The 24623-nt window shown below is 63.6% G+C and carries 22 protein-coding genes; 16 read left to right on the plus strand and 6 right to left on the minus strand.

Translation table 11 applies throughout. From position 1 onward, the window contains the following. Positions 1-1347, minus strand: a complete 1347-nt coding sequence (gene pvdM, locus CAF92_RS15255) for a pyoverdine-tailoring dipeptidase-like protein PvdM (RefSeq protein WP_046615081.1) — start codon at positions 1345-1347, stop codon at positions 1-3. Positions 1348-1555: 208 nt separating this feature from the next. On the opposite strand from pvdM, the gene CAF92_RS15260 reads away from it, so the two are divergent. Then, positions 1556-3175, plus strand: coding sequence for a PvdJ/PvdD/PvdP-like protein (locus tag CAF92_RS15260; RefSeq protein WP_085601268.1), 1620 nt, complete (start codon positions 1556-1558; stop codon positions 3173-3175). A 150-nt stretch (positions 3176-3325) separates the two neighbouring features. Here the strand turns inward: CAF92_RS15260 and CAF92_RS15265 are convergent, their stop codons facing one another. Genes CAF92_RS15265 through CAF92_RS15275 form a run of 3 tightly spaced genes read right to left on the minus strand, consistent with a single transcriptional unit; the run spans position 3326 to position 7870 of the window. Then, positions 3326-4729 carry an efflux transporter outer membrane subunit gene (locus CAF92_RS15265; protein WP_085601269.1) on the minus strand — a complete coding sequence of 468 codons (1404 nt, stop codon included), beginning with the start codon at positions 4727-4729 and terminating at the stop codon, positions 3326-3328. Positions 4730-4732: 3 nt separating this feature from the next. Then, positions 4733-6697 (minus strand): MacB family efflux pump subunit, encoded by a 1965-nt coding sequence (locus CAF92_RS15270; RefSeq protein WP_085601270.1) that lies wholly within the window; start codon positions 6695-6697, stop codon positions 4733-4735. After that, a complete protein-coding gene (locus CAF92_RS15275) occupies positions 6698-7870 on the minus strand; it encodes an efflux RND transporter periplasmic adaptor subunit (RefSeq protein WP_085601271.1) in 1173 nt (390 codons plus the stop codon). A gap of 260 nt (positions 7871-8130) precedes the next feature. Here CAF92_RS15275 and CAF92_RS15280 point away from each other — a divergent pair, with 260 nt between their 5' ends. The 3 genes from CAF92_RS15280 (at position 8131) to CAF92_RS15290 (ending at position 10653) form a co-directional block, all read left to right on the plus strand. After that, positions 8131-8607, plus strand: coding sequence for a sigma-70 family RNA polymerase sigma factor (locus CAF92_RS15280; protein WP_046615086.1), 477 nt, complete (start codon positions 8131-8133; stop codon positions 8605-8607). A gap of 168 nt (positions 8608-8775) precedes the next feature. Continuing rightward, the gene (locus CAF92_RS15285; RefSeq protein ID WP_046615087.1) at positions 8776-9255 is read left to right on the plus strand and encodes a response regulator; all 480 of its coding nucleotides are present in this window, start codon (positions 8776-8778) and stop codon (positions 9253-9255) included. A 72-nt stretch (positions 9256-9327) separates the two neighbouring features. Continuing rightward, positions 9328-10653 carry an MFS transporter gene (locus CAF92_RS15290; RefSeq protein ID WP_085601272.1) on the plus strand — a complete coding sequence of 442 codons (1326 nt, stop codon included), beginning with the start codon at positions 9328-9330 and terminating at the stop codon, positions 10651-10653. 161 nt (positions 10654-10814) lie between these two features. On the opposite strand, the gene CAF92_RS15295 is transcribed toward CAF92_RS15290, so the two are convergent. Beyond that, a complete protein-coding gene (locus CAF92_RS15295) occupies positions 10815-12497 on the minus strand; it encodes an electron transfer flavoprotein-ubiquinone oxidoreductase (protein ID WP_080958465.1) in 1683 nt (560 codons plus the stop codon). A 537-nt stretch (positions 12498-13034) separates the two neighbouring features. On the opposite strand from CAF92_RS15295, the gene CAF92_RS15300 reads away from it, so the two are divergent. From CAF92_RS15300 to CAF92_RS15340, 9 genes are all read left to right on the plus strand, one after another. After that, complete coding sequence (locus CAF92_RS15300; protein WP_015271101.1) at positions 13035-13784, plus strand: electron transfer flavoprotein subunit beta/FixA family protein; 750 nt, start codon at positions 13035-13037, stop codon at positions 13782-13784. Continuing rightward, positions 13785-14714: an electron transfer flavoprotein subunit alpha/FixB family protein gene (locus CAF92_RS15305; RefSeq protein WP_046615091.1), complete on the plus strand. Its 930-nt coding sequence runs from the start codon at positions 13785-13787 to the stop codon at positions 14712-14714. Positions 14715-14901: 187 nt separating this feature from the next. Then, a complete protein-coding gene (locus CAF92_RS15310; protein WP_046615092.1) occupies positions 14902-15723 on the plus strand; it encodes an ABC transporter substrate-binding protein in 822 nt (273 codons plus the stop codon). A 9-nt stretch (positions 15724-15732) separates the two neighbouring features. Continuing rightward, positions 15733-16086 (plus strand): DUF4398 domain-containing protein, encoded by a 354-nt coding sequence (locus tag CAF92_RS15315; protein WP_046615093.1) that lies wholly within the window; start codon positions 15733-15735, stop codon positions 16084-16086. Continuing rightward, entirely contained in the window at positions 16083-16895 is an 813-nt protein-coding gene (locus CAF92_RS15320) for an OmpA family protein (protein WP_046615094.1), read from the plus strand. Before CAF92_RS15315 ends, CAF92_RS15320 begins: the two co-directional genes overlap by 4 nt. A gap of 294 nt (positions 16896-17189) precedes the next feature. After that, positions 17190-18629 (plus strand): PLP-dependent aminotransferase family protein, encoded by a 1440-nt coding sequence (locus tag CAF92_RS15325; protein ID WP_046615095.1) that lies wholly within the window; start codon positions 17190-17192, stop codon positions 18627-18629. A gap of 63 nt (positions 18630-18692) precedes the next feature. After that, positions 18693-19184, plus strand: coding sequence for a hypothetical protein (locus CAF92_RS15330; protein ID WP_085601273.1), 492 nt, complete (start codon positions 18693-18695; stop codon positions 19182-19184). A 130-nt stretch (positions 19185-19314) separates the two neighbouring features. Further along, positions 19315-19569, plus strand: a complete 255-nt coding sequence (locus CAF92_RS15335) for a YkgJ family cysteine cluster protein (RefSeq protein ID WP_046615097.1) — start codon at positions 19315-19317, stop codon at positions 19567-19569. A 33-nt stretch (positions 19570-19602) separates the two neighbouring features. Beyond that, positions 19603-20208: an START domain-containing protein gene (locus CAF92_RS15340; RefSeq protein ID WP_085601274.1), complete on the plus strand. Its 606-nt coding sequence runs from the start codon at positions 19603-19605 to the stop codon at positions 20206-20208. Positions 20209-20446: 238 nt separating this feature from the next. On the opposite strand, the gene gltA is transcribed toward CAF92_RS15340, so the two are convergent. Further along, entirely contained in the window at positions 20447-21736 is a 1290-nt protein-coding gene (gene gltA / locus CAF92_RS15345) for a citrate synthase (RefSeq protein WP_016711651.1), read from the minus strand. 352 nt (positions 21737-22088) lie between these two features. On the opposite strand from gltA, the gene sdhC reads away from it, so the two are divergent. From sdhC to sdhA, 3 genes are read left to right on the plus strand one after another with little or no spacing between them, the layout of a single operon-like run. After that, the gene (sdhC, locus tag CAF92_RS15350) at positions 22089-22475 is read left to right on the plus strand and encodes a succinate dehydrogenase, cytochrome b556 subunit (protein WP_012315350.1); all 387 of its coding nucleotides are present in this window, start codon (positions 22089-22091) and stop codon (positions 22473-22475) included. Continuing rightward, positions 22469-22837: a succinate dehydrogenase, hydrophobic membrane anchor protein gene (gene sdhD, locus CAF92_RS15355; RefSeq protein ID WP_003254214.1), complete on the plus strand. Its 369-nt coding sequence runs from the start codon at positions 22469-22471 to the stop codon at positions 22835-22837. The genes sdhC and sdhD overlap by 7 nt, the downstream gene beginning before the upstream one ends. Before the next feature lie 3 nt (positions 22838-22840). Continuing rightward, positions 22841-24613, plus strand: coding sequence for a succinate dehydrogenase flavoprotein subunit (gene sdhA, locus CAF92_RS15360; protein ID WP_046615099.1), 1773 nt, complete (start codon positions 22841-22843; stop codon positions 24611-24613). The last annotated feature ends 10 nt before the right edge of the window (positions 24614-24623 follow it).

Consider the following 24623-nt stretch of genomic DNA (forward strand, 5'->3'; position numbering starts at 1 on the left):
TCAGGGGGATGAGGTGGCGACAGGTTGCGCGGCGCGCTGCACCTGCTCCCACACCCGCAGGAAGTTGCCGCCCCAGAGCTTGGCGATATCCGCTTCGGAGTAGCCGCGGCTGATCAGTTCGGCGGTGACGTTGCGTGCTTCACTGGCGTTCTGCCAACCGTCGATGCCGCCGCCTTCGTTGAAGTCCGAGCTCAGGCCGACATGGTCGATGCCGACCTTGCGCACGGTGTAGTCGATGGCGTCGCCATAGTCCTTGAGCGTGGCTGGCGGCTCTTCCTCGAGAATGCCGTACAGCGCGTTGGCGTACTGGCCGACCTTCTGCTCGGGCCAGCCGGCGATCACCGGGTCACCTGGCATCAGTGCGTAGTCGAGGTTTGCCAGTGGCGGCAGGTCGTAGCGGGCGCGCAGGGCGTTGAGTTTGTCCTGGGTCTTGCTGCTCAAGGGCTTGAGGTAGGTGGAGAAGGCCACCAGCTGGACCACGCCGCCGCTGTCCTTGATCAGCTGCAGCTCCTTGTCGGAGAGGTTGCGCCTGATGTCGACCATCGCCCGCGGCGCCGAGTGCGAGGCCACCACCGGCGCGCGGCTGAGGGCAACGGCCTGGGCCAGCGCCTTGCTGGACATTTGCGACACATCGATGATCACGCCCAGGTCGTTCAGCCGCTGCACGGCGCGCTTGCCGAGCGGCGACAGGCCGTCCAGGGCATCGGCGGTGTCATTGAAGAACGGCAGCGGGCGCGAAGAGTCGGCCCAGCTGTTGTTGCCCACGTAGCTGAAGCCGAACATGCGTACCCCGCGCGCGGCCCAGCGGTCGAGCTGGTCGATGTCATCGCCCAGCGCATAGGCGTTGAGCATGCTGAGGAACACCGCGAACTTGCCTTCGCCGTGCAGGCGCCGCATGTCTTGCGGGGTATAGGCAATGCCCACCTGCTGCGGGAAGTCGCGGACCATGGCGGTGATGGCGTTGTAGCGTACCTCCTGGGTGTGGCGGGCCGCTTCGACGAAGCCTGGGGTAGGGCGGTGCGGCCCACCGTCACCGGTCCAGGACTCTGGCCAGGCGAAGATGGTCAGGGCCGCGCCAGATAACCGCCCGCGTGCGGCCTTGGCCAGGTCGAAGCGGCCACCGCCATCCTTGTCGGCCTCGCTGCCTTCGGTGCCGAAGGTCAGCGGCAGGGTGACATGGCTGTCGAACGAGAGAATGCGTTCCTGCAGGTCGTTGGCCTGGCGGGTCACCTCCCTGGAATAGCCGGCGGGTGTGGCGAAGTAGTGCCAGGCGGCAAACCCGGCGCCAGCGGCAACCGCCGCGGCCAGGCTGATAAACAGGGCTTTCTTCCAGCGTGGAGTCGTCATCTTTGTCTCAGTAGGTTCCGTCGAGGGATGGGCACAGAGGCCGCCGCTACTTGCAGTGAACGAGCTCGCGCCCGGGAAATTTAGCGCCTGCCGGGGCCGCATGGCGGCCCCGGATGCAGCCGGAGCGCCGCTAAATTTCGCCTGCCGTGCAACGTTCTAGCCTTGGACGGGCCGTGCTCCATGGCCGCAATGAATGCACAGGTATGCAATGACGATTTCCCGACGCGGTTTCATCGCCAGTGTGGCATTGACGGGTGTGGTGGTGCCCGGTGCGCTGGGGGCGCTGTATGTGCAGCGCCAGCGTGCCGCCGAGGAATTCCCGGAAACCCCTGGCGAGGCCGTCGTCGAGTTGGCCGATACTCGCCTGCAGCAGTTGGGCGATACCCTGCGCGGCATCTGGCGCTGGACCCTGCAGGGCAAGGATGCGGGGCTGGATGGCCTGCCCACAGGTGAACTGGAGCTGTTCCTGGATGTGGCAACCAACGGGCGCGCCCTGCGCGGCTATCTGGATACCCCCGAGCGCCTGCGTGGGCAGGAGGAGCCACGCTACCGCGTGATAGGCGACCTGTTGGCGGACAAGCCGGGTACCCTGCGCTGGCGCCTGTTTTCAGCCCAGGCCCGCTATGAATGCCATATCGTGCTCGACGAGGTCTGGGGCCGGTTCGGCAACGCCGGGCCGGCGACTCTCAACGGGCGCATTGCACGCCTGGACCGCGCGCTGACATTGCCCGTGGAGGACAACCAGTTCCTGGCCCTGAAGCGTACCTTCCCCGAGGCGCGCGAGCGTACCCCGCTGAAACCGCAACTGCTGGCCTGGCTGACCGCCCCGGAGCATCGTCTGTTCCACCAGCTGTGGCACTCGTCGCGGGACAAATGGCACAAGCTGGGCAAGGACAAGCAGGACGCCCTGCGTGGTCTGGGCTGGCAGCCCGGGCCGCGTGATCGCGAGCGTGATGCGCGGGGCCGGCACAAGGACCGCAACGGCTCGGGCGAGGACTTTTTCTTCATGCACCGGCACATGCTTGGTACCGCCCGTGCCTTGCAGGACCTGCCGTCATGGACGCGCTTCCCGCTGCCGCAGCCGGAGCTGGAGCGCGACCGGGCCGGATTCGCCCGCTACTTCGACAACCATGACGGCAATGCCCTGCCGCCCACCTGGCTGGCCAGCGGTGATGCGGAATACACCCAGTGGGTGCGCGACATCAAGACGCCGGATACCTTCCATGGCAACTTCCAGGTCTGGGAGTCACGCTACACCGACCCGGAGTACCTGAGCACCTTGACCCTGGGCCAGTTCGGTTCGGAAGTGGAGCTGGGCCTGCACGACTGGCTGCACATGCGCTGGGCATCGGTGCCGCGCGACCCCTCCAACGGCATGCCGGTGCCGACGGCGCGCACGCCGGATGATTTTGCCGAACGCTGGTTCGCCGAGCAGAACGATTTTCTCGGCGACCCGTTTTCATCCCATGTGAACCCGGTGTTCTGGCACTTTCATGGTTGGATCGACGACCGCATCGAGGACTGGTTCCACGCGCATGAGCGGCTGCATCCGGGCGAGGTGCGGCGCCTGGAAGTCAATGGCGTGCCATGGTTTGCGCCAGGGCGCTGGGTGGAGGTGGCCGACCCGTGGCTGGGGCCGGATACCCATGGCTGCTCGACGGTGCCGGGTTTGCGGCCCGGGCGCAGTGTAGAGATGGACCCGGAGACCATGAAGCTGGCGTTGCGCATCATCTACAGCGATGACGACCTGCTCGACAAGCTGCGGCCCAAGGTACCGCAGCGGCCGTGGTATGCGCGCAACCTGAAAGTGGCGCAGCGCTCGCTTTGACTGGGGGCGCTCTGCGCCCCTTTCGCGACACAAGGCCGCTCCCACATGACGGCGCATGGCTTGAAAACGGAGCGAACTGTAGAAGCTCTACCTGTGGGAGCGGCCTTGCGTCGCGATGGGCTGCGCAGCAGCCCCAGAAGACAACACGGTTTACTGCCCGAGCTGCCACCCACCCCCCAATGCCTTGTACAACGCCACGCTACCCTGCAACCGGGCCAGGCGCAGTTGCGCCTGCTGGTCCTGCGCCACATACAAGGTGCGCTGGGTCTCCAGCACGCTCAACAGCGTCTCTGCTCCCGCGCCATAACGCTGCTGCGCCAGGTTGAACGCCAGGCGCGCCTGCTCCACCTCTTCATCCTGCCACTGCCGCTGGCGGTCAACGCCCTGGATCGCATTGAGCGCTTTCTCGACATCGGCAAAACCGGCCAGGATGCTGCTGCGGTAGGTCTCCAGCAACTCCATCTGTTGCGCCTCGGCCAGTTCACGCGCGGCACGCAGCCGGCCGTTGTTGAAGATTGGCGCAACCAGGCCGCTGGTGAGTGTGTAGTAAGAGCTGTCGAACAAATGGGCAAAGGTATTGGCGCCAGCTCCCAGATTGGCCCCGAGGGTGAGCTTGGGCAGCATGGCGGCGCGGGCGACCTGCACATTGGCGCTGGCGGCGGCAAGCCGCGCTTCTGCTGCGGCAATGTCTGGACGGCGGGTGAGCAGCTCGCTGGGCACGCCGCTGCCAATGGCGGGCCATTGCAGGGTGTCGATCGCGTCCTGGCTGGTGGGTAGCGACTGCACCGGGTCGCCGAGCAGGGTCGCCAAGGTAACGCGGCTGTCTTGCCACTTCTGTTCCAGTAACGGTAGCTGGCGTTGCTGTGCGGCCACCAGGCTGCGTTGCTGGGCCAGTTCCAGGCGCGTGGCGGAGCCGCTGCGCTGGCGTGCCTCGACCAGGCCCAGCACGTTCTGGGCATTGCGCAGGTTGAGGCGGGCAATGCGCAACTGTTCCCGCAGGGCCAGGCCCTGCAGGTAACTGTCGGCTACCGCGCTGACCAGGGTCAGCTCCACGGTCTGACGGTCGAAGCGGCTGGCATCCAGGCTGCGCAGGGCGCTGTCACGGGTCGCACGCAGGCCGCCCCAGAAGTCGATTTCATAGCTGGCGCTGAGCTGCATGTCGAACGAGGTGCTGGTAGGTTCGCTGCGGCTGACATCCAGCTGGTCATAGCCGTCACCGTGCAGCAGGCGTTGGCGGCTGCCGTCCAGGCCCAGCTTCAGCTCCGGCAGCAGCGGCGCGCCGGCGATGACTGCGCGGGCCTGGGCCTGGCGTACCCGCGCCGTGGCGGCAGCCAGGTCGTGGGCATTGTGCAGGGCGTGCTGTACCAGGCGGTCGAGTTCGCGGCTGGCGAAGGCTTGCCACCACTGTGTCGTTGGCAGCTGGGCCGAGGGTGATGCGGCCTCGCCTTGCCAGGCGGATGGCGTGGCGATGCCGCTGGTGGGGGTTGGCGGCGTGCTGCAGGCGGCGAGGCATACGCATAAGGTCAACAGGCTGATGCGGCTAGGCAGAGTCATGGGTTATTCGCTGGTAAGGGCTTTGACCGGGTCTAGGCGGGCGGCCTTGCGCGCTGGCATGAAGCCGAACACGATGCCGGTGGCGACGGCGCAGGCGAAGGCGCCGAGCATCGCGGGCAGGGCAAAGGCCACCGCCACTTCGGCCAGCATCAGGCCGCCACCGATGGCCAGGGCCAGGACGATGCCGGCCAGGCCGCCGACCATCGACAGCATTACCGCCTCGCTGAGAAATTGCCGCAGGATGTCGCGCTGGCGCGCACCGGTGGCCATGCGGATGCCGATTTCACGGGTGCGCTCGCGTACGGTCATCAACATGATGTTCATCACGCCGATGCCGCCCACCAGCAGCGAGATCGCGGCGATCGCCCCCAGCATCAGCGACAGGCTGTTCTGCGTGCGCGCTTCGGCCTGGATCAGCGCCGCGTCATTGGTCAGCTCGAAGTCCTGGCGGCCGTTGTGACGCTGGCGCAGCAGCTTGTCGATGGCTGCTTCGGCCTCGTCGACCCGCGTGGAGTCGAGGGCGGCAACGGCGATGTAGTCCGGGTCGCGCTGGCCGAACAGGCGGATGGCTGCGGCGGAGTAGGGCACCACGATGCGCCCGTCGCTGTCCTGGTCGCCAGAGCTGGCGCCCTTGCCGGCCAGGATACCGACCACCTGAAACGGCACATTGCCAATCAACAGGTACTGCCCCAGCGGGTCTCGCCCAGGGTCGAGCATCTTTTCCCGCACTTTCTGGCCGATCACCGCCACCGCGGCAGCGTTGGCTTCATCGGCATCGGTGTAGAAGCTGCCTTGCACCGCCGGCCAGTTGAAAATCTCGGGGAAGCCGGTGTTGTTGCCACCCACATAGAACCGCTGGCTGTTGTTGCCGTGGCGCACCATCATCTTTTCGCCGATCACCGGCATCACGTGCTTGACCTGCGGCAGTTGGCCGATGGCGGCGACATCGTCGAGGGTGATGGTGCCGGCCTGCTCGCCCAGGCTCGCCGGCTTGCCGTTGAGGTAGAGGATGTTCGACCCGAAGGCTGCCATCTGCGCCATGACCTGGCGCTTGCTACCTTCGCCCACTGCCAGCATCACCACCACCGAGGCCACGCCGATGACGATGCCCAGCAGGGTCAGGGCGGTGCGGAAGCGGTTGACCCACATCACCCGCCAGGCCGCTTGCAGGGCTTCGAGCAATTCGCCTTTCCACGCCCCGTGCAAGGTCGCGCCACGGTCCAGGCGCTGGCGCAACTGGTCGGCCTGCAGCCCACGACCGTCGTCGACCGTGGGCTTGTCGGCGGCCGAGTCGCTGATGATCAGGCCGTCGCGAATTTCGATCACGCGCTGCGCCCGCGCCGCGACGTTGCGGTCATGGGTGATCAGGATGATCACGTGGCCCTGGCTGGCCAGCTCGTCGAGCAACGCCATCACTTCGGTGCCGCTGTGGCTGTCGAGGGCGCCGGTGGGTTCGTCGGCGAGAATGATATGGCCGCCATTCATCAACGCCCGGGCAATCGACACCCGTTGCTGCTGGCCGCCAGACAACTGGTGAGGGCGGTTGCCGGTGCGGCTGGCCAGGCCCAGGCGGCCGAGCAGGGCGCTGGCACGGGCGTGGCGTTCGTTGGCGGCGATGCCGGCATAGATGGCCGGCATTTCGACGTTTTCCTGGGCCGAACCCGAGGGGATCAGGTGGTAGCCCTGGAACACGAAGCCGAACGCTTCGCGGCGCAGCCAGGCCAGTTCGTCGCTGCCCAGTTCGGCCACATCCTTGCCGGCGAAGCGGTAGCTGCCGGAAGTGGGGCGGTCTAGGCAGCCGAGAATATTCATCAAGGTCGACTTGCCGGAGCCGGAGGCGCCGACGATGGCGACGAACTCGCCGGGATGGATGCGCAGGCTGATGCCATGCAGGATATCGACCTTGGGCGTTTCGACCCCGCCGTAGGATTTACGGATGTCGACCAGCTCGATCAGGGGTGTGCTCATTCAACCTCCGCTGACGCCAGAGGCGCCGATCACCAGGCGTTCGCCTTCGTTGAGGCCTTCCAGCACCTGCACCCGCAGGCGGTCGCTGAGGCCGGTGCGCACCTGGCGCTGTTCCACCTTGCCATCGCGGGTCAGCACATGCGCCAGGCGCAGGCCATCGCCGTCGTCCAGCGCAGCCAGGGGTACGGTCAGCACCTGGCTGGCTTTGCCTGCGACAAAGAACACCTGCGTGGTCATCTCGGCCATCAGCGCGCCGTCCGGGTTGTCGACATCCAGCAGCACGCTGTACTGCACCACCTGGCTGCCAGCACTGCCATTGCTGACGCTGGCCGGGCTGCCGCCGCCCTGGCTGGCCTGCTCCAGGGGCTTGGGCGGGATCGGCAGCACTTGCCGCACGGTGCTGGTCCAGCGGCGCTTGCCGCCGGCCAGGGTGGTGAAGTAGGCGGTCATGCCCGGGGTGACCTTGCCGATGTCGGCCTCCGACACCTGGGCCCACACGGTCATCGGCGAGAGCTTGGCGATGCGCAGGATCAACGGGGTTTGCTGTTGGGCATTGAGGGTTTGCCCTTCACGGGCATCCAGCGCCACTACCGTGCCGTCCATCGGCGCATAGATGCGCGTGTAGCCCAGCTCGGCCTCGTCGCTGCGCAGGCTGGCCTGGGCCTGGCGGATCTGCGCCTGGAACATGTCGATGCGTGCCTGGGTGACCTTCAGCTGTGCGGCGGCCGTTTGCACGTCCTCGTCGCGGGTGGCGCCGGCGGCGGCCAGGTCCCGTTGGCGTTCGAGCTGCTGTCGGGCCAGTTGGAACTGCGCGCGTTGTTCGGCCAGCTGGGCCTTGAGGTTGTCGATCGAGTAGCGGCCGGCATCCAGCCGGGCCTGCTGGGTCGAAGGGTCGATCTCGACCAGCAGCTGGCCTTTGCGCACCGTGTCGCCGACCTCCACATGCAGGGTGTGGATCTGCCCCGACGCCTGGGCACCGACGTCCACGTAGCGCCTTGGTTGCAGGGTGCCCAGTGCAGTGACGCTGCTTTCGATGTCGGCGCGGGTCACGGCAACCGTGCTGAGCGGCTGTGCGCCGTAGGGCAGGGCCTTCCAGGCCAGCAGGCAACCCAGGCCGAGCAGGCACAGGCCGCTGAGCAGCAGCCGGCGACGGGTGTTGGTTAAAGGTCTCATGCAGACATCCAGCCGAGGGGGTGCCAGATAGACGAACGCGGCAGGGGGGGATTTAGCGGATATCGGATTGGGGCTGGCAGGTGTATGGCGGGAGGGGTGTGGCGCTCGGTCTCCCAGGCGCTGAAGCCCTCCAGCCATTCCCCTCTTGTTGCTGAGAATAATTATAATTTGTAAGATCGCACGCTGACATCACTCGGTCCCGCGTCGCTGCCTGAAAGGGCTTTCTGGCATAGGCTGGCAGGACGATCTCAGGTAACGTCGTGGAACATTACTATCGCGAACTGGTGGGCTTCCTTTCCGCGCGCCTGGGCAATCGTCAGGCCGCCGAAGATGTGGCGCACGATGCCTACCTGCGGGTGCTGGAACGCACCGACGCCGAGCGCATCGAGCACCCGCGTGCCTTCCTTTACCGCACCGCGCTCAATCTGGTGGTCGACCGCCACCGGCGGCATCAGGTACGTCAGGCCGAGCCGCTGGAGGTACTGGACAACGACGAGCGCTGGCACACCCCGGCGCCGACCCACGACATGCAGCTCGACCAGCGCCTTGCGCTGATGCAGCGCGCTCTGGAAGAGCTGAGCAAGGTCTGCCGCGACTGCTTCCTGCTGCGCAAGCTCGAAGGCCTGTCGCACCAGCAGATTGCCGAGCACCTGGGTATTTCCCGCAGCCTGGTGGAGAAGCACATCGTCAATGCCATGAAGCACTGCCGGGTGCGCATGCGCGAGTGGGAATCCTGATCGCCGGGTTGAATGCAGATGAAAATTCCGTCAGTCGATCACTTGATTTCCACGGTTTTCCCGACTTCTATCAAAGAAGACCCCTGCCAGGCGTAGCCTTGGCAGCAGCCGTTACTGGCGCAGTATGGTCATGGAGCCTACCCATCACCCAACTGCCCAGGTCCCACCATGGCCAACAAGACCCTGCGCATCCTCATCGCCGACGCACACCCGTGTCAGCGCCTGCAACTGGAGCGGCTGCTCAACGGCCTGGGCTACTACCGGATAGCGCCAGTGGACAGCTTCGAGGAGCTGCAGCGCCTGGTCCTGAGTGCCTTGCAGCCTTTCCACTTGCTGTTGGGCAATATCGAGCTGGCCAGCCATGTCGGGGTCGACCTGGCGCGCTTCTGTCGCGTCAGCACGCAGATCCAGCACGCCCTCCTTTATCACTCCAACCAGTTGCAAGTGCCCCTGGTGCCGCAGACCGAGCGCCAGGCCGTCAGCCTGAGCCTGCCCCAGGTGCCCGACAACGAGGCACTGGAGGCGTTCATGGCGATCATCGATACGCCACTGCTGGTCGGCAAGCTGCCGCTGCCGGGCACCATGCCGGTTGCCACGGCTCGGCCGCGGCCACGGGCCAATTTCGTCAACACCATGTTCAACCGCTAAAGCGGCGACGTACGGGGCACGGGGGCCGCTATTTGCTATCCTCTTGCCCTTTGCCGATTTGCGGACCCTGCCATGACTGCCATCGATACCGCTCGCCCGCCCCGGTTCAGCCGCGGCGACCACCGGACCCTGGGCCTGGCGGCGTTGGGCGGCGCGCTGGAAATCTACGACTTCATCATCTTCGTATTCTTTGCGCTTACCCTCAGCCAGCTGTTCTTCCCTCCCGAGATGCCCGAATGGTTGCGCCTGCTGCAAAGCTTCGGAATCTTCGTCACCGGCTACCTGGCGCGGCCGCTAGGCGGCATCCTGATGGCGCACTTCGCCGACCACCTGGGACGCAAACAGGTCTTCAGCCTGAGCATCCTGATGATGGCCCTGCCGTGCCTGTTGATCGGGGTGATGCCGACCTACGCCGACATCGGCTATGCCGCGCCGCTGATCCTGCTGGCACTGCGTATCCTGCAGGGCGCGGCGGTGGGTGGCGAGGTGCCGAGCGCCTGGACCTTCGTCGCCGAGCACGCGCCAGCCGGGCGGCGCGGTTATGCCCTGGGCTTCCTGCAGGCTGGCCTGACCTTTGGCTATCTGCTGGGGGCACTGACCGCGACCTTGCTGGCGCAGTTGTTCACCCCGCAGGAAATCCTCGACTACGCCTGGCGCTACCCGTTCCTGCTCGGCGGGGTATTCGGCGTGATCGGCGTGTGGTTGCGTCGTTGGCTCAGCGAAACACCGGTGTTCCTTGCCCTGCGCGCGCGCCAGGAGCAGCCGGTGAGCTTCCCGCTGCGGCGGGTGCTAGGTGAACACCGTCGGGCGTTGATCCCGGCGGCGCTGCTGACCTGCGTGCTGACTTCCGCCGTCGTGGTGCTGGTGGTGATTACCCCGACAGTGATGCAGCAGCGCTTCGGCATGACTGCCGGGCACACCTTTGCCCTCAGCAGCGTGGGTATCGTCTTCCTCAACATCGGTTGCGTGCTGGCCGGGCTGCTGGTCGACCGCGTAGGCGCCTGGCGCGCGCTGATGCTCTACAGCCTGCTGCTGCCGGTGGGCATCGGCGCGTTGTATGCCAGCCTGGTGGGGCAGTGGGGCATGACCTGGCTGGCCTATGCGCTGGCGGGGCTGTCCTGCGGCGTGGTTGGCGTGGTGCCGTCAGTAATGGTCGGGTTGTTCCCGGCCGAGATTCGCGTGTCGGGCATCTCCTTTACCTATAACGTGGCCTACGCGCTTTGGGCCAGCACCACACCGCTGGCGCTGATTGCGCTGATGCCGTGGAGTCCGTGGGTGTGTGTCGGCTTTTGTCTGGTCATGGGCACAGTGGGGTTGCTGACGGCCTTGTATTTCGGGCGTCGGGAGCCATTGGCGTTTGCCCCGGAGCCGATGCCCATCATGTGTGGTGACAAATGAGCGTGTAATGGTCTTGGGGGCTGAGACAGACTTCCTGAGCCGGCACCACAGTGGGATGGCACGCGGACTTTGTAGGAGCGGCCAGTACAGCCAGAACAGGTAAAACAAAAAGCCCTCGGCTCGTGAGAACCGGGGGCTTTCGTTAGCGCAGGGCAGGGGCCTTACATGTTCGGGTAGTTCGGCCCGCCAGCGCCTTCAGGGGTGACCCAGGTGATGTTCTGGGCCGGGTCCTTGATGTCGCAGGTCTTGCAGTGCACGCAGTTCTGCGCGTTGATCTGGAAGCGCTTGCTGCCGTCTTCCTGGGTGACCACTTCGTACACGCCTGCCGGGCAGTAACGCTGTGCCGGCTCGTCGTAAAGCGGCAGGTTGCTGGCGATCGGCACGTTCGGGTCGGTCAGCTTCAGGTGGCAGGGTTGTTCCTCTTCGTGGTTGGTGCTGGAGAGGAATACCGAGCTGAGCTTGTCGAAGCTGAGCTTGCCGTCGGGTTTCGGGTAATCGATCTTCTGCGACTCTGCCGCCAGCTTCAGGCAGGCGTAGTCCGGCTTGGTGTCATGCAGGGTGAACGGCAGCTTGCCACCGAACCAGTTCTGGTCCACATAGTTGAATGCCGCGCCCAGCAGCGGGCCGAACTTGTGCATGGCCGGGCCGAAGTTGCGGCTGGCGAACAGCTCTTCGTACAGCCAGCTGGCCTTGAAGGCGCTGACGTAGCCGTTGAGTTGGTCACCGCCTTCGCTGCCGGCGCTCAGTGCGTCAGCCACCGCTTCGGCGGCTAGCATGCCGGACTTCATCGCGGTGTGGCTGCCCTTGATCTTGGCGAAGTTCAGGGTGCCCAGGTCGCAGCCGATCAGCGCGCCGCCGTTGAACACCATCTTCGGCAGCGAGTTGAAGCCGCCCTTGCAGATGGCACGGGCACCGTAGCTGATGCGCTTGCCGCCTTCGAGGTACTGGCTCATTACCGGGTGGTGCTTGAGACGCTGGAACTCGTCGAACGGCGACAGGTACGGGTTGGCGTAGGACAGGTCGACGATCAGGCCGACCACCACCTGGTTGTTTTCCAGGTGGTAGAGGAACGAACCACCGGTGTTGTCCTTGGCCATCACGTCCAGCGGCCAGCCGGCGGTATGCACCACCAGGCCCTGCTCGTGCTTGGCCGGGTCGATTTCCCAGATTTCCTTCAGGCCGATGCCGTAATGCTGGACGTCGGCTTCGCTGTCGAGGTTGAAGCGCTTGATCAGCTGTTTGCCGATATGGCCGCGGCAGCCTTCGGCGAACAGGGTGTACTTGGCACGCAGTTCCATGCCAGGGGTGTACATGCCGTCTTTCGGGTTGCCTTCGCGGTCGACGCCCATGTCGCCGGTGACGATGCCACGGACCACGCCGTTTTCGTCGAACAATGCTTCCTGTGCGGCGAAGCCTGGGTAGATTTCCACGCCCAGGTTCTCGGCCTGCTGGGCCAGCCAGCGGCACAGGTTGCCCAGCGAGATGATGTAGTTGCCCTGGTTGTGCATGGTCTTGGGCACGAACAGGTCAGGCACCTTGGTCGAACTGGCGGCATCCTTGAGTACGTAGATGTCGTCACGCTTCACTTCGGTATTCAGCGGCGCACCGAGCTCTTTCCAGTCTGGGAACAGCTCGTTCAGGGCGCGGGGTTCGAACACCGCCCCGGAGAGGATGTGGGCGCCGACTTCAGAGCCTTTTTCCACCACGCAGACGCTGATTTCGCTACCGGTTTCGGCGGCCTTCTGCTTCAGGCGGCAGGCGGCGGACAGGCCCGCCGGGCCGGCGCCGACGATGACCACGTCGAATTCCATGTATTCGCGTTCCACTGGTTCTCTCCTACTCATCAAGGCTCGTGCTGTTGCTTTGTCTTATGGGTGCGCGGGGCATTCGCGGCGGTTCTACGCAACGGCGGAACTGTAGCTGGGCAAATGACGGACTACACCGTTTTGTCTTGGCCGCGCATTATATCTACACCACTTGGCGGGTCCAATACAAACGTTTGTTTGAATTTGCCGCAGGCCAGTAAAATCACAGGAACGCGGCTGGAGGGTGACCGATTTGCCGTATTGACCGGATTGGGTGTTACGGTCAAGATACGAGCGGTTTTACGTTCGCCGTAGGCTTGCAGCCGGGCGCAGGTACACCTCTAAAGACCAGGTGTGGAGCAGGGTTTTGCGGCCTTGGGCCGGTTTGTAGTGGAGTTTACACGCTACGACAGGAAATGACCCGTGAGTATTTGTCGCAAGAGTCCGGACAAGACTGTTCGGTCACTGTGAAGTTACCGCCTCCCGGTACGTTTTTAGAGGTGCCCTTGTACCCACGCGCATCGCAGGGCTCTGCCCCTGGCGACTATCTATTCACCGGAGAGTAACGAGGAATCCATGAAGGTTCTTGTAGCTGTCAAACGAGTGGTCGACTACAACGTCAAGGTTCGCGTCAAGGCGGACAACTCCGGCGTCGACCTTGCTAACGTCAAGATGTCCATGAACCCCTTCTGCGAAATCGCCGTGGAAGAAGCCGTACGCCTGAAGGAAAAGGGCGTCGCGTCCGAGATCGTCGTCGTTTCCGTCGGCCCGGCCACTGCCCAGGAGCAACTGCGTACCGCCCTGGCCCTGGGTGCCGACCGTGCCATCCTGGTCGAAGCCGCTGACGAACTGAATTCCCTGGCCGTGGCCAAGGCGCTGAAAGCCGTTGTCGACAAAGAGCAGCCGCAGCTGGTCATCCTCGGCAAGCAGGCCATCGACAGCGACAACAACCAGACCGGCCAGATGCTGGCTGCGCTGACCGGCTTCGCCCAGGGCACCTTCGCCTCCAAGGTGGAAGTGGCTGGCGACAAGCTGAACGTCACCCGTGAAATCGACGGCGGCCTGCAGACCGTTGCACTGAACCTGCCGGCTATCGTCACCACCGACCTGCGCCTGAACGAGCCACGCTACGCATCGCTGCCGAACATCATGAAGGCCAAGAAGAAGCCGCTGGAGACCGTTACTCCAGACGCGCTTGGCGTTTCCCTCGCCTCCACCAACAAGACCCTGAAGGTTGAAGCCCCGGCTGCTCGCAGCGCTGGCATCAAGGTCAAATCGGTGGCCGAACTGGTCGAGAAGCTGAAGAACGAAGCGAAGGTAATCTAAATGACTATCCTGGTTGTCGCTGAATACGAAAACGGTGCCGTAGCCCCGGCCACCCTGAATACTGTTGCTGCTGCCGCCAAGATCGGTGGTGATGTGCACGTGCTGGTCGCTGGCCAGAACGTGGGCGGCATTGCCGAGTCCGCAGCCAAGATCGCTGGCGTGGCCAAAGTGCTGGTTGCCGATAACGCTGCCTACGCCCACGTGCTGCCGGAAAACGTCGCGCCGCTGATCGTCGAGCTGGCCAAGGGCTACAGCCACGTGCTGGCCCCGGCCACCACCAACGGCAAGAACATCCTGCCGCGCGTTGCCGCGCTGCTGGACGTGGACCAGATTTCCGAGATCATCTCGGTCGAGTCCGCCGACACCTTCAAGCGCCCGATCTATGCCGGTAACGCCATTGCCACCGTGCAATCGAGCGCTGCCATCAAGGTCATCACCGTGCGTACCACCGGCTTCGACGCCGTGGCCGCCGAAGGTGGTTCGGCTGCCATCGAAGCCGTCGGCGCTGCGCACGACGCTGGCATTTCGGCCTTCGTTGGCGAAGAGCTGGCCAAGTCCGACCGCCCAGAGCTGACCGCTGCCAAGATCGTCGTTTCCGGCGGCCGTGGCATGGGCAACGGTGACAACTTCAAGCACCTGTACAGCCTGGCCGACAAGCTCGGTGCTGCCGTCGGTGCCTCGCGCGCCGCGGTCGACGCCGGCTTCGTGCCGAACGACATGCAGGTCGGCCAGACCGGCAAGATCGTTGCGCCACAGCTGTACATCGCCGTCGGTATCTCCGGCGCGATCCAGCACCTGGCCGGCATGAAGGACTCCAAGGTGATCGTGGCGATCAACAAGGATGAAGAGGCGCCGATCTTCCAGGTAGCCGACTACGGCCTGGTCGCTGACCTGTTCGAAGCGGTTCCGGAGCTGGAAAAGCTGGTCTGATCCGCCTGCTTCACTTATAAAGAACCCGGCCCTCGTACAGGGGCCGGGTTTTTTTTTGGTCAGTTTCCGCCCAATCGCCGGCAAGCCAGCTCCCACAGGTACAGCGCAGTTCTCAAGGGCGGTGCTGTACCTGTGGGAGCTGGCTTGCCGGCGATTGGGCCGGGCAAAGCAATACAAGGAGTGAGTAATGGTGCTGCGCAAAGCAGGCAGGGTGCTGGCATGCATGGCGGTGCTGGTTTCGCCGCTGGCTTTGGCGGCAGGCAAGTGCGAACGCCTGGTGGCGACCGGTAGCCCTGATGCGCCGCCCTATTCGTGGCAGGATCCGAACGACCCGAAACACCTGATCGGCGCCAATGTCGACCTGCTTCGCCAGGTGGCTGGCGAGCTGGGTGTGAAGGTGGAGGTGCTGAGCGCCGGCCGTCGTGACCAGGCGCTGGAAGAAGTACGTAGCGGGCGGATGGACCTGCTGCTCGATACCCCCATGCAGGTGGAGCAACTGACCGCTCTGGACTACATCCACCCACCCCTGCAGCTCAATGAATACCTGGTGTGGACGCGCCACGACGCGACACTGGCCTTCGAGGGCCCGGCTGACCTGGCCCAGTACCAGGGCAGTTTGTCCGAGCGCGCGCGGCTGACCCCGGCCTTTACCGCCTTCGCCAAGGCACAGCTGAAACTGGTGCCGGCACAGAACCTGACCCAGGCGTTCCAGAAGCTGGTGCTCGGCCAGGTGGATTATGTGCTCGCTGGCCGCTATTCGGGCATGGCCATGGCGCAGAGCCTGGGCATGAGCAATGACCTGATCGCCCGAGGCCTGCCGGTGGATCGGCCGGGCCTGTACCTGGCCGTGTCGCACAATTCGGCCTGCAATGACAGCTGGTTGCGTGGGCAATTGGCGAAAAAACTGACAGAATTGCCGATCTCCGGTGCGTCCGAGGCCGTGCTGCAACGTAATGTCGAGCGCTGGAAAGCGCAGCTGCAGGTGCCGACGGACGCCCCCAAACACTAGGAAGATTGCGTGAGAACCCAACCACTAATCCTTGCCCTGGCCGTGCTCGGCCTGGCTGGCTGCGCCAACGATCCGGCCCCTAACGAGCAGATGCGCATTTCCGAACAGGCACTGGAGCAGGCCAGGGCCGTCGGTGCCACCGAGCAGGTCGATGCGCTCAAGCTGGCTGAAGACAAGCTGGCCCGGGCCAAGACCAACATGCTCACCGAAGACTACCGCGATGCGCGTATGCGTGCCGAGCAGGCCGAGCTGGATGCGCGCCTGGCCGAGGCCCAGGTGCTGAACCAGAAGAGCGAAGAGCAATTGCAGCTGCTGCAGTCGCGGGTCAAGCGCCTGCGCAAGCAGCTGGAGGTGCAGCCATGATCCGTCGCATGCCGTTGGCCGCGCTGGCAGTGCTGGCGCTGGCGGCAGGTCTGCAAGGTTGCGCCAGCCAGCGCAGCAGCGCAGCGCTGGATGAAGCCACCGCAGCCTTCCAGAAGGTCAAGGATGATTCCAATGTGTTGCGCAGCGCACCGCGTGACGTGATTCGCGCAGGCGAGTCGCTGGCCCGCGCCGAGCGCCTGTCAAGCTACATCGGCACGGGTGCCGACGTTCGCCATTACGCCTACCTGAGCCAGCGTTACAGCGAAATTGCCAGCGAGCATGCCAAGCTGGCGCTGAATCAGGAGCGTCAGGCCAAGCTCGACCTGGAGCGCCAGCGCCTGCAGCTGGCATTGCGCGAGGCCAAGCTGGCCAGTGTTCAGCAGCAGGGCAAGTGGGTCGAGTCGCAGATCGCCGCGCTGGCCTCGGAGCAGGCCGACCGTGGTCTGGTGATGACCTTGGGTGACGTGCTGTTCGACACCGGTCGCGCCGACCTGAAGAACTCGGCGAGCCGTACCGTGCTCAAGCTGGTGCAGTTCCTCCAGCTCAACCCGCGCCGGGTGGTGCGGATCGAAGGCTATACCGACAGCACAGGCCCGGCCGAGGACAACCTGAAGCTGTCTCGTGATCGCGCGCAGGCCGTAGCCGACATGCTGGTAGACCTGGGCATCGACGAGAAGCGCCTGCAGGTCGAGGGTTATGGCGACCAGTACCCGATCGAGGCCAACGCCTCGGAGCGGGGCAGGGCGCAGAACCGCCGCGTCGAAATCGTGTTCTCCGATGACAAGGGCAAGCTGGCGCCAGCACGCTGAATCATGTGAAAGGGGCTGCTTCGCAGCCCATCGCGGCAAGCCAGCCCCCACCTTGACGCATTGACCTCAAGCCCTGTGCATCACCTGTGGGAGCTGGCTTGCCTGCGATGGGCCGCAAAGCGGCCCCGCTTTTCGTCGGGCTACCCGGGCTTGATCGTTTCTATGGCTGTCACGCAACTGTATTGTTGACTATCCTGCGATCTGTCCCAGTACACTTTGCAACTGTTACGGTATCCTCTACCGTCAGTGAGCCACACAAGAACAACGAGCCCGTCCGCGCGTCGAGAGCCAGCCATGACCAACCTGCTGTTGTACCAGCGTATCGCCCAGCAACTGGCCGATGACATCCGTCGTGGTGTCTACCAGCCAGGCGAGCGGGTGCCCTCCGTGCGCAAGATGAGTGCCCAGCTCAATGTCAGTCACGCCACGGTGCTGCAGGCCTATGCCAATCTCGAGGACCAGGGGCTGATCCGTGCGCGGCCGCAGTCCGGCTACTATGTCCACCAGACCCCGGCCCTGACCGCGCAGACCCCGGACATCGCCCGGGTGGAGCGCCCCGGGCTGGTCACCCGCGCCAGTATCATCCAGCAGGTACTGACCGAGGCTCGCCGTGATGGCGTGTTCCCGTTCGGCGCTGCTGTGCCGCATGTCGACTACCTGCCGGTCCGTGCATTGCACCAGCAGATTGCGAAGGTCACGCGCTTCCACAGCCCGCGTGCCTTCAGCTACATGTTCAGCCCCGGTTTCGAGCCGCTGCGCCGGCAGATCGCCATCCGCATGCGTGATGCCGGTGTTCTGGTCGACCCGCGTGAAGTGATCGTGACCCATGGTTGTGTCGATGCGCTGCAGATGTCGCTGCGCGTGCTGACTCGCCCCGGCGACCTGATCGCCGCCGAATCGCCCACCTATTATGGGTTGCTGCAACTGGCCGACCTGCTGGGCCTGAAGGTGATCGAGATTCCCAGCGACCCGTCCACCGGCATCAGCCTCGAGGCGCTGCAATTGGCGGCCAACCAGTGGTCGATCAAGGCCCTGGTCCTGACCGCTCGCCTCAGCAACCCGCTGGGTGGCACTGTCCCGGAAGAGCGGCAGAAGCAGTTGCTGCGCCTGGCGTCGGATTTCGATATCCAGATCGTCGAGGATGACATCTATGGCGAGCTGATGTTCGAGCAGGGCAAGACCAAGGCGCTAAAGGCATTCGACCGGCTGGACCGGGTGATCTATTGTTCGAGCTTTTCCAAAACCCTGTCCCCCGGCGTGCGCGTTGGCTGGATGATCGCCGGGCGCTATCAGGACGAAATCCAGCGCCTGCAAACCTTCACCACTCACTCGGCCTGCAGCGTGACGCAGATGGGTGTGGCAGCCTACCTGGAGAATGGCGGCTACGACCGGCACCTGCGTTACATCCGCCAGGAGTACCGCAAGAACCTCAGTGCCTACCAGCTGGCGGTGCAGCAGCACTTCCCCGAGGGTACCCAGATGACCCGGCCGACGGGCGGTTTCATCCTGTGGGTGAGCCTGCCGGGGCGGGTCAATACCCAGGAGCTGCATGTGCGCGCACTGGAGCAGGGCATCAGTATTGCGCCGGGGCTGATCTTCAGTAACACCGAGCAGTTCAACCACTGCATACGCCTCAATTGCGGTATACCCTGGAACAAGGAAGCGGAGCGCGCGGTGATCACTCTCGGGTTGCTGGCCCAGCAATTGTGTCGGGAGCCAGCGGCGCTTCTGTAGGCTTGCCACGCGCCCGTGGAACAGGGAGCATAGGCACTTTTCCTGCCAGTCTGTCCATTTGCCATGAATGCTTTGCGCCGTTTTGCCTTGATCTTGTGCCTTGTACCGCTCTGCAGCCTGGCCGGTGTCGCCCAGGCTGTGCAACCGGCAGGCCAGGCGCAGGCGGCCAAACCGGTGCAGAAAGCCAAGCCGGTGCAGAAGGCTGCAGCCAGGCCTGCGCACAAACAGGCGGCAAAAAAAGTCGTTAAGAGCAGCGCCAAGCCCGCACGCAAGCCGGTGAGCAAGGAGGTTGCCCGGCCGCTACCCAAGGCAAGGCTCGACCTCAGCCTGCCGGCCGATATGGTCGATAACCTTGAGCCGAATGTGGGCAGCCCCTCGCCGATACAGCGACGCAAACCTTTGCTGCCACCCATGTTCACTGAAAAGCCGGAGGCCAGCGACAGCCCGTTCCAGCTCAATGGCCGGTTGATCAGCAACGAAATGCAGCTGCAGCTGCGTAACGACAGCCGTCGCGACGTGGAAGGGGCGGCCATCGATTTCGAGTACCGCCAGTAGCAGGTGAACTGACTGCCGGGTCACGGCAGATTTCATCATGCCAGCAATTTCAAACGCCTGTTTGAGCGGTTACTATCCAGGGACGTTCGTCCCGTTTTGTTCCAGGGAGTCCTGATTTTGGTGAATAGCCATGAATTGCCGTGAGGGTTGTGGTGCCTGCTGCATCGCCCCGTCCATCACCTCTGCGATGCCGCGCATGCCCAATGGCAAGCCGGCTGGCGAGCGTTGCTTGCACCTGACAGTCGACAACCTCTGCGACCTGTTCGGTAAACCCGAGCGGCCGGCAGTGTGTGGCGGTTTCAAGGCGGATGTCGAGGTGTGCGGCAATGACCGTGACGAGGCCATCAGGATTCTTGGTTGGTGGGAGCAGATGACGGCGGCGTGACAGGCTGGATCTTCGACAATAAGGATAAACATGATGAGATCGTTCAAGCGTATTGCTCTGCTGTGTGGCATGGGTGTTCTGCTGTCGCCTGCGGCCTGGGCCGAAAACTGGCAGGTGGCCAAGGACGAGGAGGGGATCAAGGTTTCCCTCAGTGAAGTGGCCGGTTCCAAGTACAAGGCCTATCAAGGCGTCACCGTGATCAAGGCGCCGCTGGCCAAGGTGCAGGCGTTGCAGGAGGACGTGGTCGGGGCTTGTGCATGGATTCACGAATGCAAGTCGCAGAAGCTGCTCAAGCATGAGGGTGACCAGAGCTGGACCTACACCCAGTTCAACACGCCGTGGCCAGTGACGCCGCGTGATTCGGTGCTGCATATCACCACGGTCAAGGGCGCTGATGGCAGCTTGACCCGTAATCTGGTCGAAGAGCCGACCTATGTCCCGGAAGAGAAAGGCTTTGTGCGGGTGGCGAAAGTGGAAGGCTTCTGGAAGCTGGTGCCCAAGGGTGACAGCACCGAAGTGACCTACCAGGTGCACACCGAGCCGGGTGGCAGCGTGCCGGCGATGGTGGCCAACAAGTTCGTGGTGGATGCACCGTTCAATACCCTGAAAGGGTTGCGGGAGCGGGCTGAGAAAAACTGAGGCATTGTGTCGGCTTTGTGAGGTGGCGGCCCTGGTGGGGGCTGCTTCTTGTGGGAGCGGCCTTGCGTCGCGAAAGGGCTGCGGAGCAGCCCCGGCAATATTGCGGTAAGCCTAAGATCCCCGGGGCCGCTCCGCGCCCCTTTCGCGACACAAGGCCGCTCCCACAAAACCGCATTGCGTCGAGCAGAAATAAAAAAGGCTGCCCGAGGGCAGCCTTTTTGCGTTCGGCTATGGAAGCTTACTTGCGGTCCTGCAGCGCAACGATGTCGCGCTTCTGCTCGCCGGTGTACAGCTGGCGCGGGCGGCCGATCTTGTACGGGCTGGAGAGCATTTCTTTCCAGTGCGAGATCCAGCCCACGGTACGTGCCAGGGCGAAGATCACGGTGAACATGCTGGTTGGAATGCCGATCGCCTTGAGGATGATCCCCGAGTAGAAGTCGACGTTCGGGTACAGCGAGCGCTCGATGAAGTACGGATCGGTCAGGGCGATCTCTTCCAGGCGCATGGCCAGTTCCAGCTGTGGGTCGTTCTTGATGCCCAGCTCGCGCAGGACTTCGTCGCAGGTCTGCTTCATCACGGTGGCGCGCGGGTCGCGGTTCTTGTACACGCGGTGACCGAAGCCCATGAGCTTGAACGGGTCGTTCTTGTCCTTGGCCTTGGCGATGAACTTGTCGATGTTTGAAACGTCGCCGATTTCATCGAGCATGGTCAGTACTGCTTCGTTCGCACCGCCGTGGGCCGGGCCCCACAGTGCGGCGATACCGGCGGCGATACAGGCGAACGGGTTGGCACCCGACGAGCCGGCCAGGCGAACGGTGGAAGTGGAGGCGTTCTGCTCGTGGTCGGCGTGGAGGATGAAGATCCGGTCCATCGCCTTGGCCAGCACCGGGCTGATCGGTTTGATCTCGCACGGGGTGTTGAACATCATGTGCAGGAAGTTTTCCGCGTACGACAGGTCGTTGCGCGGGTACATCATCGGCTGGCCCATGGAGTACTTGTAAACCATCGCGGCCAGGGTCGGCATCTTGGCGACCAGGCGCACCGCGGAAATTTCGCGGTGTTGCGGGTTATTGATGTCCAGGGAGTCGTGATAGAACGCCGACAGGGCGCCGACCACGCCGCACATCACCGCCATCGGGTGGGCATCGCGGCGGAAGCCGTTGAAGAAGGACTTCAGCTGCTCGTGAACCATGGTGTGGTTCTTCACGGTGCTGACGAACTGGGCCTTCTGCTCGGCGTTCGGCAGTTCGCCGTTGAGCAGCAGGTAGCATGTTTCGAGGTAGTCGGACTGTTCGGCGAGCTGCTCGATCGGGTAGCCGCGGTGCAGCAGGATACCTTTGTCGCCGTCAATGTAGGTGATCTTCGACTCGCACGAGGCAGTCGCCATGAAACCAGGGTCGAAGGTGAAGTGACCAGTGGCCCCCAACCCGCGGACGTCGATTACATCAGGACCAACGGTGCCGGTTAAAATGGGCAGCTCGACGGGGGCAGCGCCCTCGATGACCAACTGCGCTTTTTTGTCAGCCATGTGGCCTCCTATTAATGCTTGAAATCATCAGACAGACCCCCCACGCAGGGCCCGCACCACTATAGAGGGATAAATTCAGATGTCAATTTGCCTAAAGGCTTGTTGAAACAGGCATTGAGGCCTGATTTTTCGCGAAATTCTCGCCCATTTACGCCTTTTGTGCGTTAAAGGCAATGCGCTATTTGGGCTACCCCGTCACGTTGTCATAAGCAGCCTAACTGTCTATACTCGCAACCCGACCGCCAGGGGCTTGCAAGCCCGAACTGCTGGGGGTCGCCGTTCCCTGGGTGGTGGGTACCTGACCAGTACACTTACCAACAACTTTGCCCTGATTCGCTAGGGGCTCTTCAGTGTGAAAAAAGCCGTGAAAAGCCAACGACCTGTAAACCTAGACCTAAGGACCATCAAGCTCCCCGTCACTGCGTACACGTCCATCCTGCATCGTATCTCCGGCGTCATCCTGTTCCTCGGCCTTGCCATCATGCTTTATGCACTGGGCAAGTCGCTGGGTTCCGAGGAAGGCTTTGGTGAGGTGAAGGCGTGTCTGACCAGCCCGCTGGCCAAATTCGTGACCTGGGGCCTGCTATCCGCCCTGCTTTATCACCTCGTGGCAGGTGTACGTCACCTGATCATGGACATGGGCATCGGTGAGACGCTGGAAGGCGGCAAGCTGGGCTCGAAAATCGTGATCGTCATCTCCGTGGTGCTGATCGTTCTGGTGGGAGTTTGGGTATGGTAACCAATGTCACGAACCTGTCGCGTTCGGGCCTCTATGACTGGATGGCGCAGCGCGTTTCTGCGGTCGTTCTCGCGGCTTACTTCCTCTTCCTGATCGGCTACGTGGTCGCCCACCCAGGCATCGACTACACCCAGTGGCATGGTCTGTTCTCCAACAACGCGATGCGGATCTTCAGTCTGCTGGCCCTCGTTGCCCTGGGCGCTCACGCCTGGGTCGGCATGTGGACCATTGCGACCGACTACCTGACGCCAATGTCGTTCGGCAAGTCGGCAACTGCGATTCGTTTCCTGTTCCAGGCGGTATGCGGCGTTGCGATGTTCGCTTACTTCGTCTGGGGTGTGCAGATTCTCTGGGGTATCTGATCCATGGCTAGCATTCCAACCATTTCCTTCGACGCCATCATCATCGGTGGCGGCGGTGCCGGCATGCGCGCAGCGCTGCAGCTGGCTCAAGGCGGCCACAAGACTGCCGTGGTCACCAAGGTCTTCCCGACCCGCTCGCACACTGTATCCGCCCAGGGCGGCATCACCTGCGCCATCGCTTCGGCCGACCCGAACGACGACTGGCGCTGGCACATGTACGATACCGTCAAGGGCTCCGACTACATCGGTGACCAGGACGCTATCGAATACATGTGTCAGGAAGGCCCGGCTGCGGTCTTCGAACTGGACCACATGGGCCTGCCGTTCTCGCGTACCGAAACCGGTCGTATCTACCAGCGTCCGTTCGGTGGCCAGTCCAAGGACTTCGGCAAGGGTGGCCAGGCTGCCCGTACCTGCGCCGCTTCCGACCGTACCGGTCACGCGCTGCTGCACACCCTGTATCAGGGCAACCTGAAAGCCGGCACCACCTTCCTCAACGAGTACTACGCAGTTGACCTGGTGAAGAACCAGGACGGCGCATTCGTTGGCGTGATCGCGATCTGCATCGAAACCGGCGAAACCTTGTACATCAAGTCCAAGGCCACCGTGCTGGCCACTGGCGGTGCCGGCCGTATCTACGCCTCCACCACCAACGCCCTGATCAACACCGGTGACGGCGTGGGCATGGCCCTGCGTGCCGGCGTGCCGGTGCAGGACATCGAAATGTGGCAGTTCCACCCGACCGGCATCGCCGGCGCCGGTGTACTGGTCACCGAAGGTTGCCGCGGTGAGGGTGGCTACCTGATCAACGCCCACGGCGAGCGCTTCATGGAGCGTTACGCGCCGAACGCGAAAGACCTGGCCGGCCGCGACGTGGTCGCCCGTTCCATGGTCAAGGAAATCATCGCCGGCAACGGCGTGGGCCCGAACAAGGACCACGTACTGCTGAAGCTGGACCACCTGGGCGAGGAAGTGCTGCACAGCCGCCTGCCAGGTATCTGTGAACTGTCCAAGACCTTCGCCCACGTCGACCCTGTGGTCGCACCGGTACCGGTCATCCCGACCTGCCACTACATGATGGGCGGCGTTGCCACCAACATTCATGGCCAGGCCATCACCATGGACGCCGAAGGCAACGACCAGATCATCCCTGGCCTGTTCGCCGTAGGTGAAGTGGCATGCGTATCGGTACACGGTGCCAACCGCCTGGGCGGCAACTCGCTGCTGGACCTGGTGGTGTTCGGCCGTGCTGCCGGTCTGCACCTGGAGAAGGCGCTGACCGAAGGCGTGGAATACCGCGACGCCAGCGACACCGACGTCGATGTTGCCCTGAACCGCCTGAACAAGCTGAACGAGCGCACCACTGGTGAAGACGTTGCCAGCCTGAAGCGCGAGCTGCAGAGCTGCATGCAGAACTACTTCGGTGTATTCCGCACTGGCGAATACATGCAGAAGGGTATCGAGCAACTGGCCGGTCTGCGTGACCGTATCGCCAACGTCAAGATCAACGACAAGTCCCAGGCCTTCAACACCGCGCGTATCGAGGCGCTGGAGCTGCAGAACCTGCTGGAAGTCGCCGAAGCTACCGCCATCGCGGCAGAGGCCCGTAAAGAGTCCCGCGGCGCTCACGCCCGTGAAGACTACGAAGACCGTGACGACGAAAACTGGCTGTGCCACACCCTGTACTACCCGGGTGAGAAGCGCGTCGCCAAGCGTGGCGTCAACTTTGCGCCGAAGACTGTTCCAGCCTTCGAACCAAAAGTCCGGACTTACTAAGGGTGGCCGC

Origin of the sequence: Pseudomonas sp. B10(2017), assembly GCF_002113295.1 — a bacterium.
Classification (GTDB): Bacteria; Pseudomonadota; Gammaproteobacteria; order Pseudomonadales; family Pseudomonadaceae; genus Aquipseudomonas; species Aquipseudomonas pudica.

Coding starts and splice junctions, on each gene's coding strand:
- CAF92_RS15260 (WP_085601268.1), top strand. CDS start 1,556: ATGACGATTTCCCGACGCGGTTTCATCGCCAGTGTGGCATTGACGGGT.
- CAF92_RS15340 (WP_085601274.1), top strand. CDS start 19,603: ATGAGATCGTTCAAGCGTATTGCTCTGCTGTGTGGCATGGGTGTTCTG.
- CAF92_RS15330 (WP_085601273.1), top strand. CDS start 18,693: ATGAATGCTTTGCGCCGTTTTGCCTTGATCTTGTGCCTTGTACCGCTC.
- pvdM (WP_046615081.1), bottom strand. CDS start 1,347: ATGACGACTCCACGCTGGAAGAAAGCCCTGTTTATCAGCCTGGCCGCG.
- CAF92_RS15325 (WP_046615095.1), top strand. CDS start 17,190: ATGACCAACCTGCTGTTGTACCAGCGTATCGCCCAGCAACTGGCCGAT.
- CAF92_RS15310 (WP_046615092.1), top strand. CDS start 14,902: ATGGTGCTGCGCAAAGCAGGCAGGGTGCTGGCATGCATGGCGGTGCTG.
- CAF92_RS15300 (WP_015271101.1), top strand. CDS start 13,035: ATGAAGGTTCTTGTAGCTGTCAAACGAGTGGTCGACTACAACGTCAAG.
- CAF92_RS15305 (WP_046615091.1), top strand. CDS start 13,785: ATGACTATCCTGGTTGTCGCTGAATACGAAAACGGTGCCGTAGCCCCG.
- CAF92_RS15295 (WP_080958465.1), bottom strand. CDS start 12,497: ATGAGTAGGAGAGAACCAGTGGAACGCGAATACATGGAATTCGACGTG.
- CAF92_RS15275 (WP_085601271.1), bottom strand. CDS start 7,870: ATGAGACCTTTAACCAACACCCGTCGCCGGCTGCTGCTCAGCGGCCTG.
- CAF92_RS15290 (WP_085601272.1), top strand. CDS start 9,328: ATGACTGCCATCGATACCGCTCGCCCGCCCCGGTTCAGCCGCGGCGAC.
- sdhA (WP_046615099.1), top strand. CDS start 22,841: ATGGCTAGCATTCCAACCATTTCCTTCGACGCCATCATCATCGGTGGC.
- CAF92_RS15265 (WP_085601269.1), bottom strand. CDS start 4,729: ATGACTCTGCCTAGCCGCATCAGCCTGTTGACCTTATGCGTATGCCTC.
- CAF92_RS15285 (WP_046615087.1), top strand. CDS start 8,776: ATGGCCAACAAGACCCTGCGCATCCTCATCGCCGACGCACACCCGTGT.
- CAF92_RS15270 (WP_085601270.1), bottom strand. CDS start 6,697: ATGAGCACACCCCTGATCGAGCTGGTCGACATCCGTAAATCCTACGGC.
- CAF92_RS15335 (WP_046615097.1), top strand. CDS start 19,315: ATGAATTGCCGTGAGGGTTGTGGTGCCTGCTGCATCGCCCCGTCCATC.
- gltA (WP_016711651.1), bottom strand. CDS start 21,736: ATGGCTGACAAAAAAGCGCAGTTGGTCATCGAGGGCGCTGCCCCCGTC.
- sdhD (WP_003254214.1), top strand. CDS start 22,469: ATGGTAACCAATGTCACGAACCTGTCGCGTTCGGGCCTCTATGACTGG.
- CAF92_RS15320 (WP_046615094.1), top strand. CDS start 16,083: ATGATCCGTCGCATGCCGTTGGCCGCGCTGGCAGTGCTGGCGCTGGCG.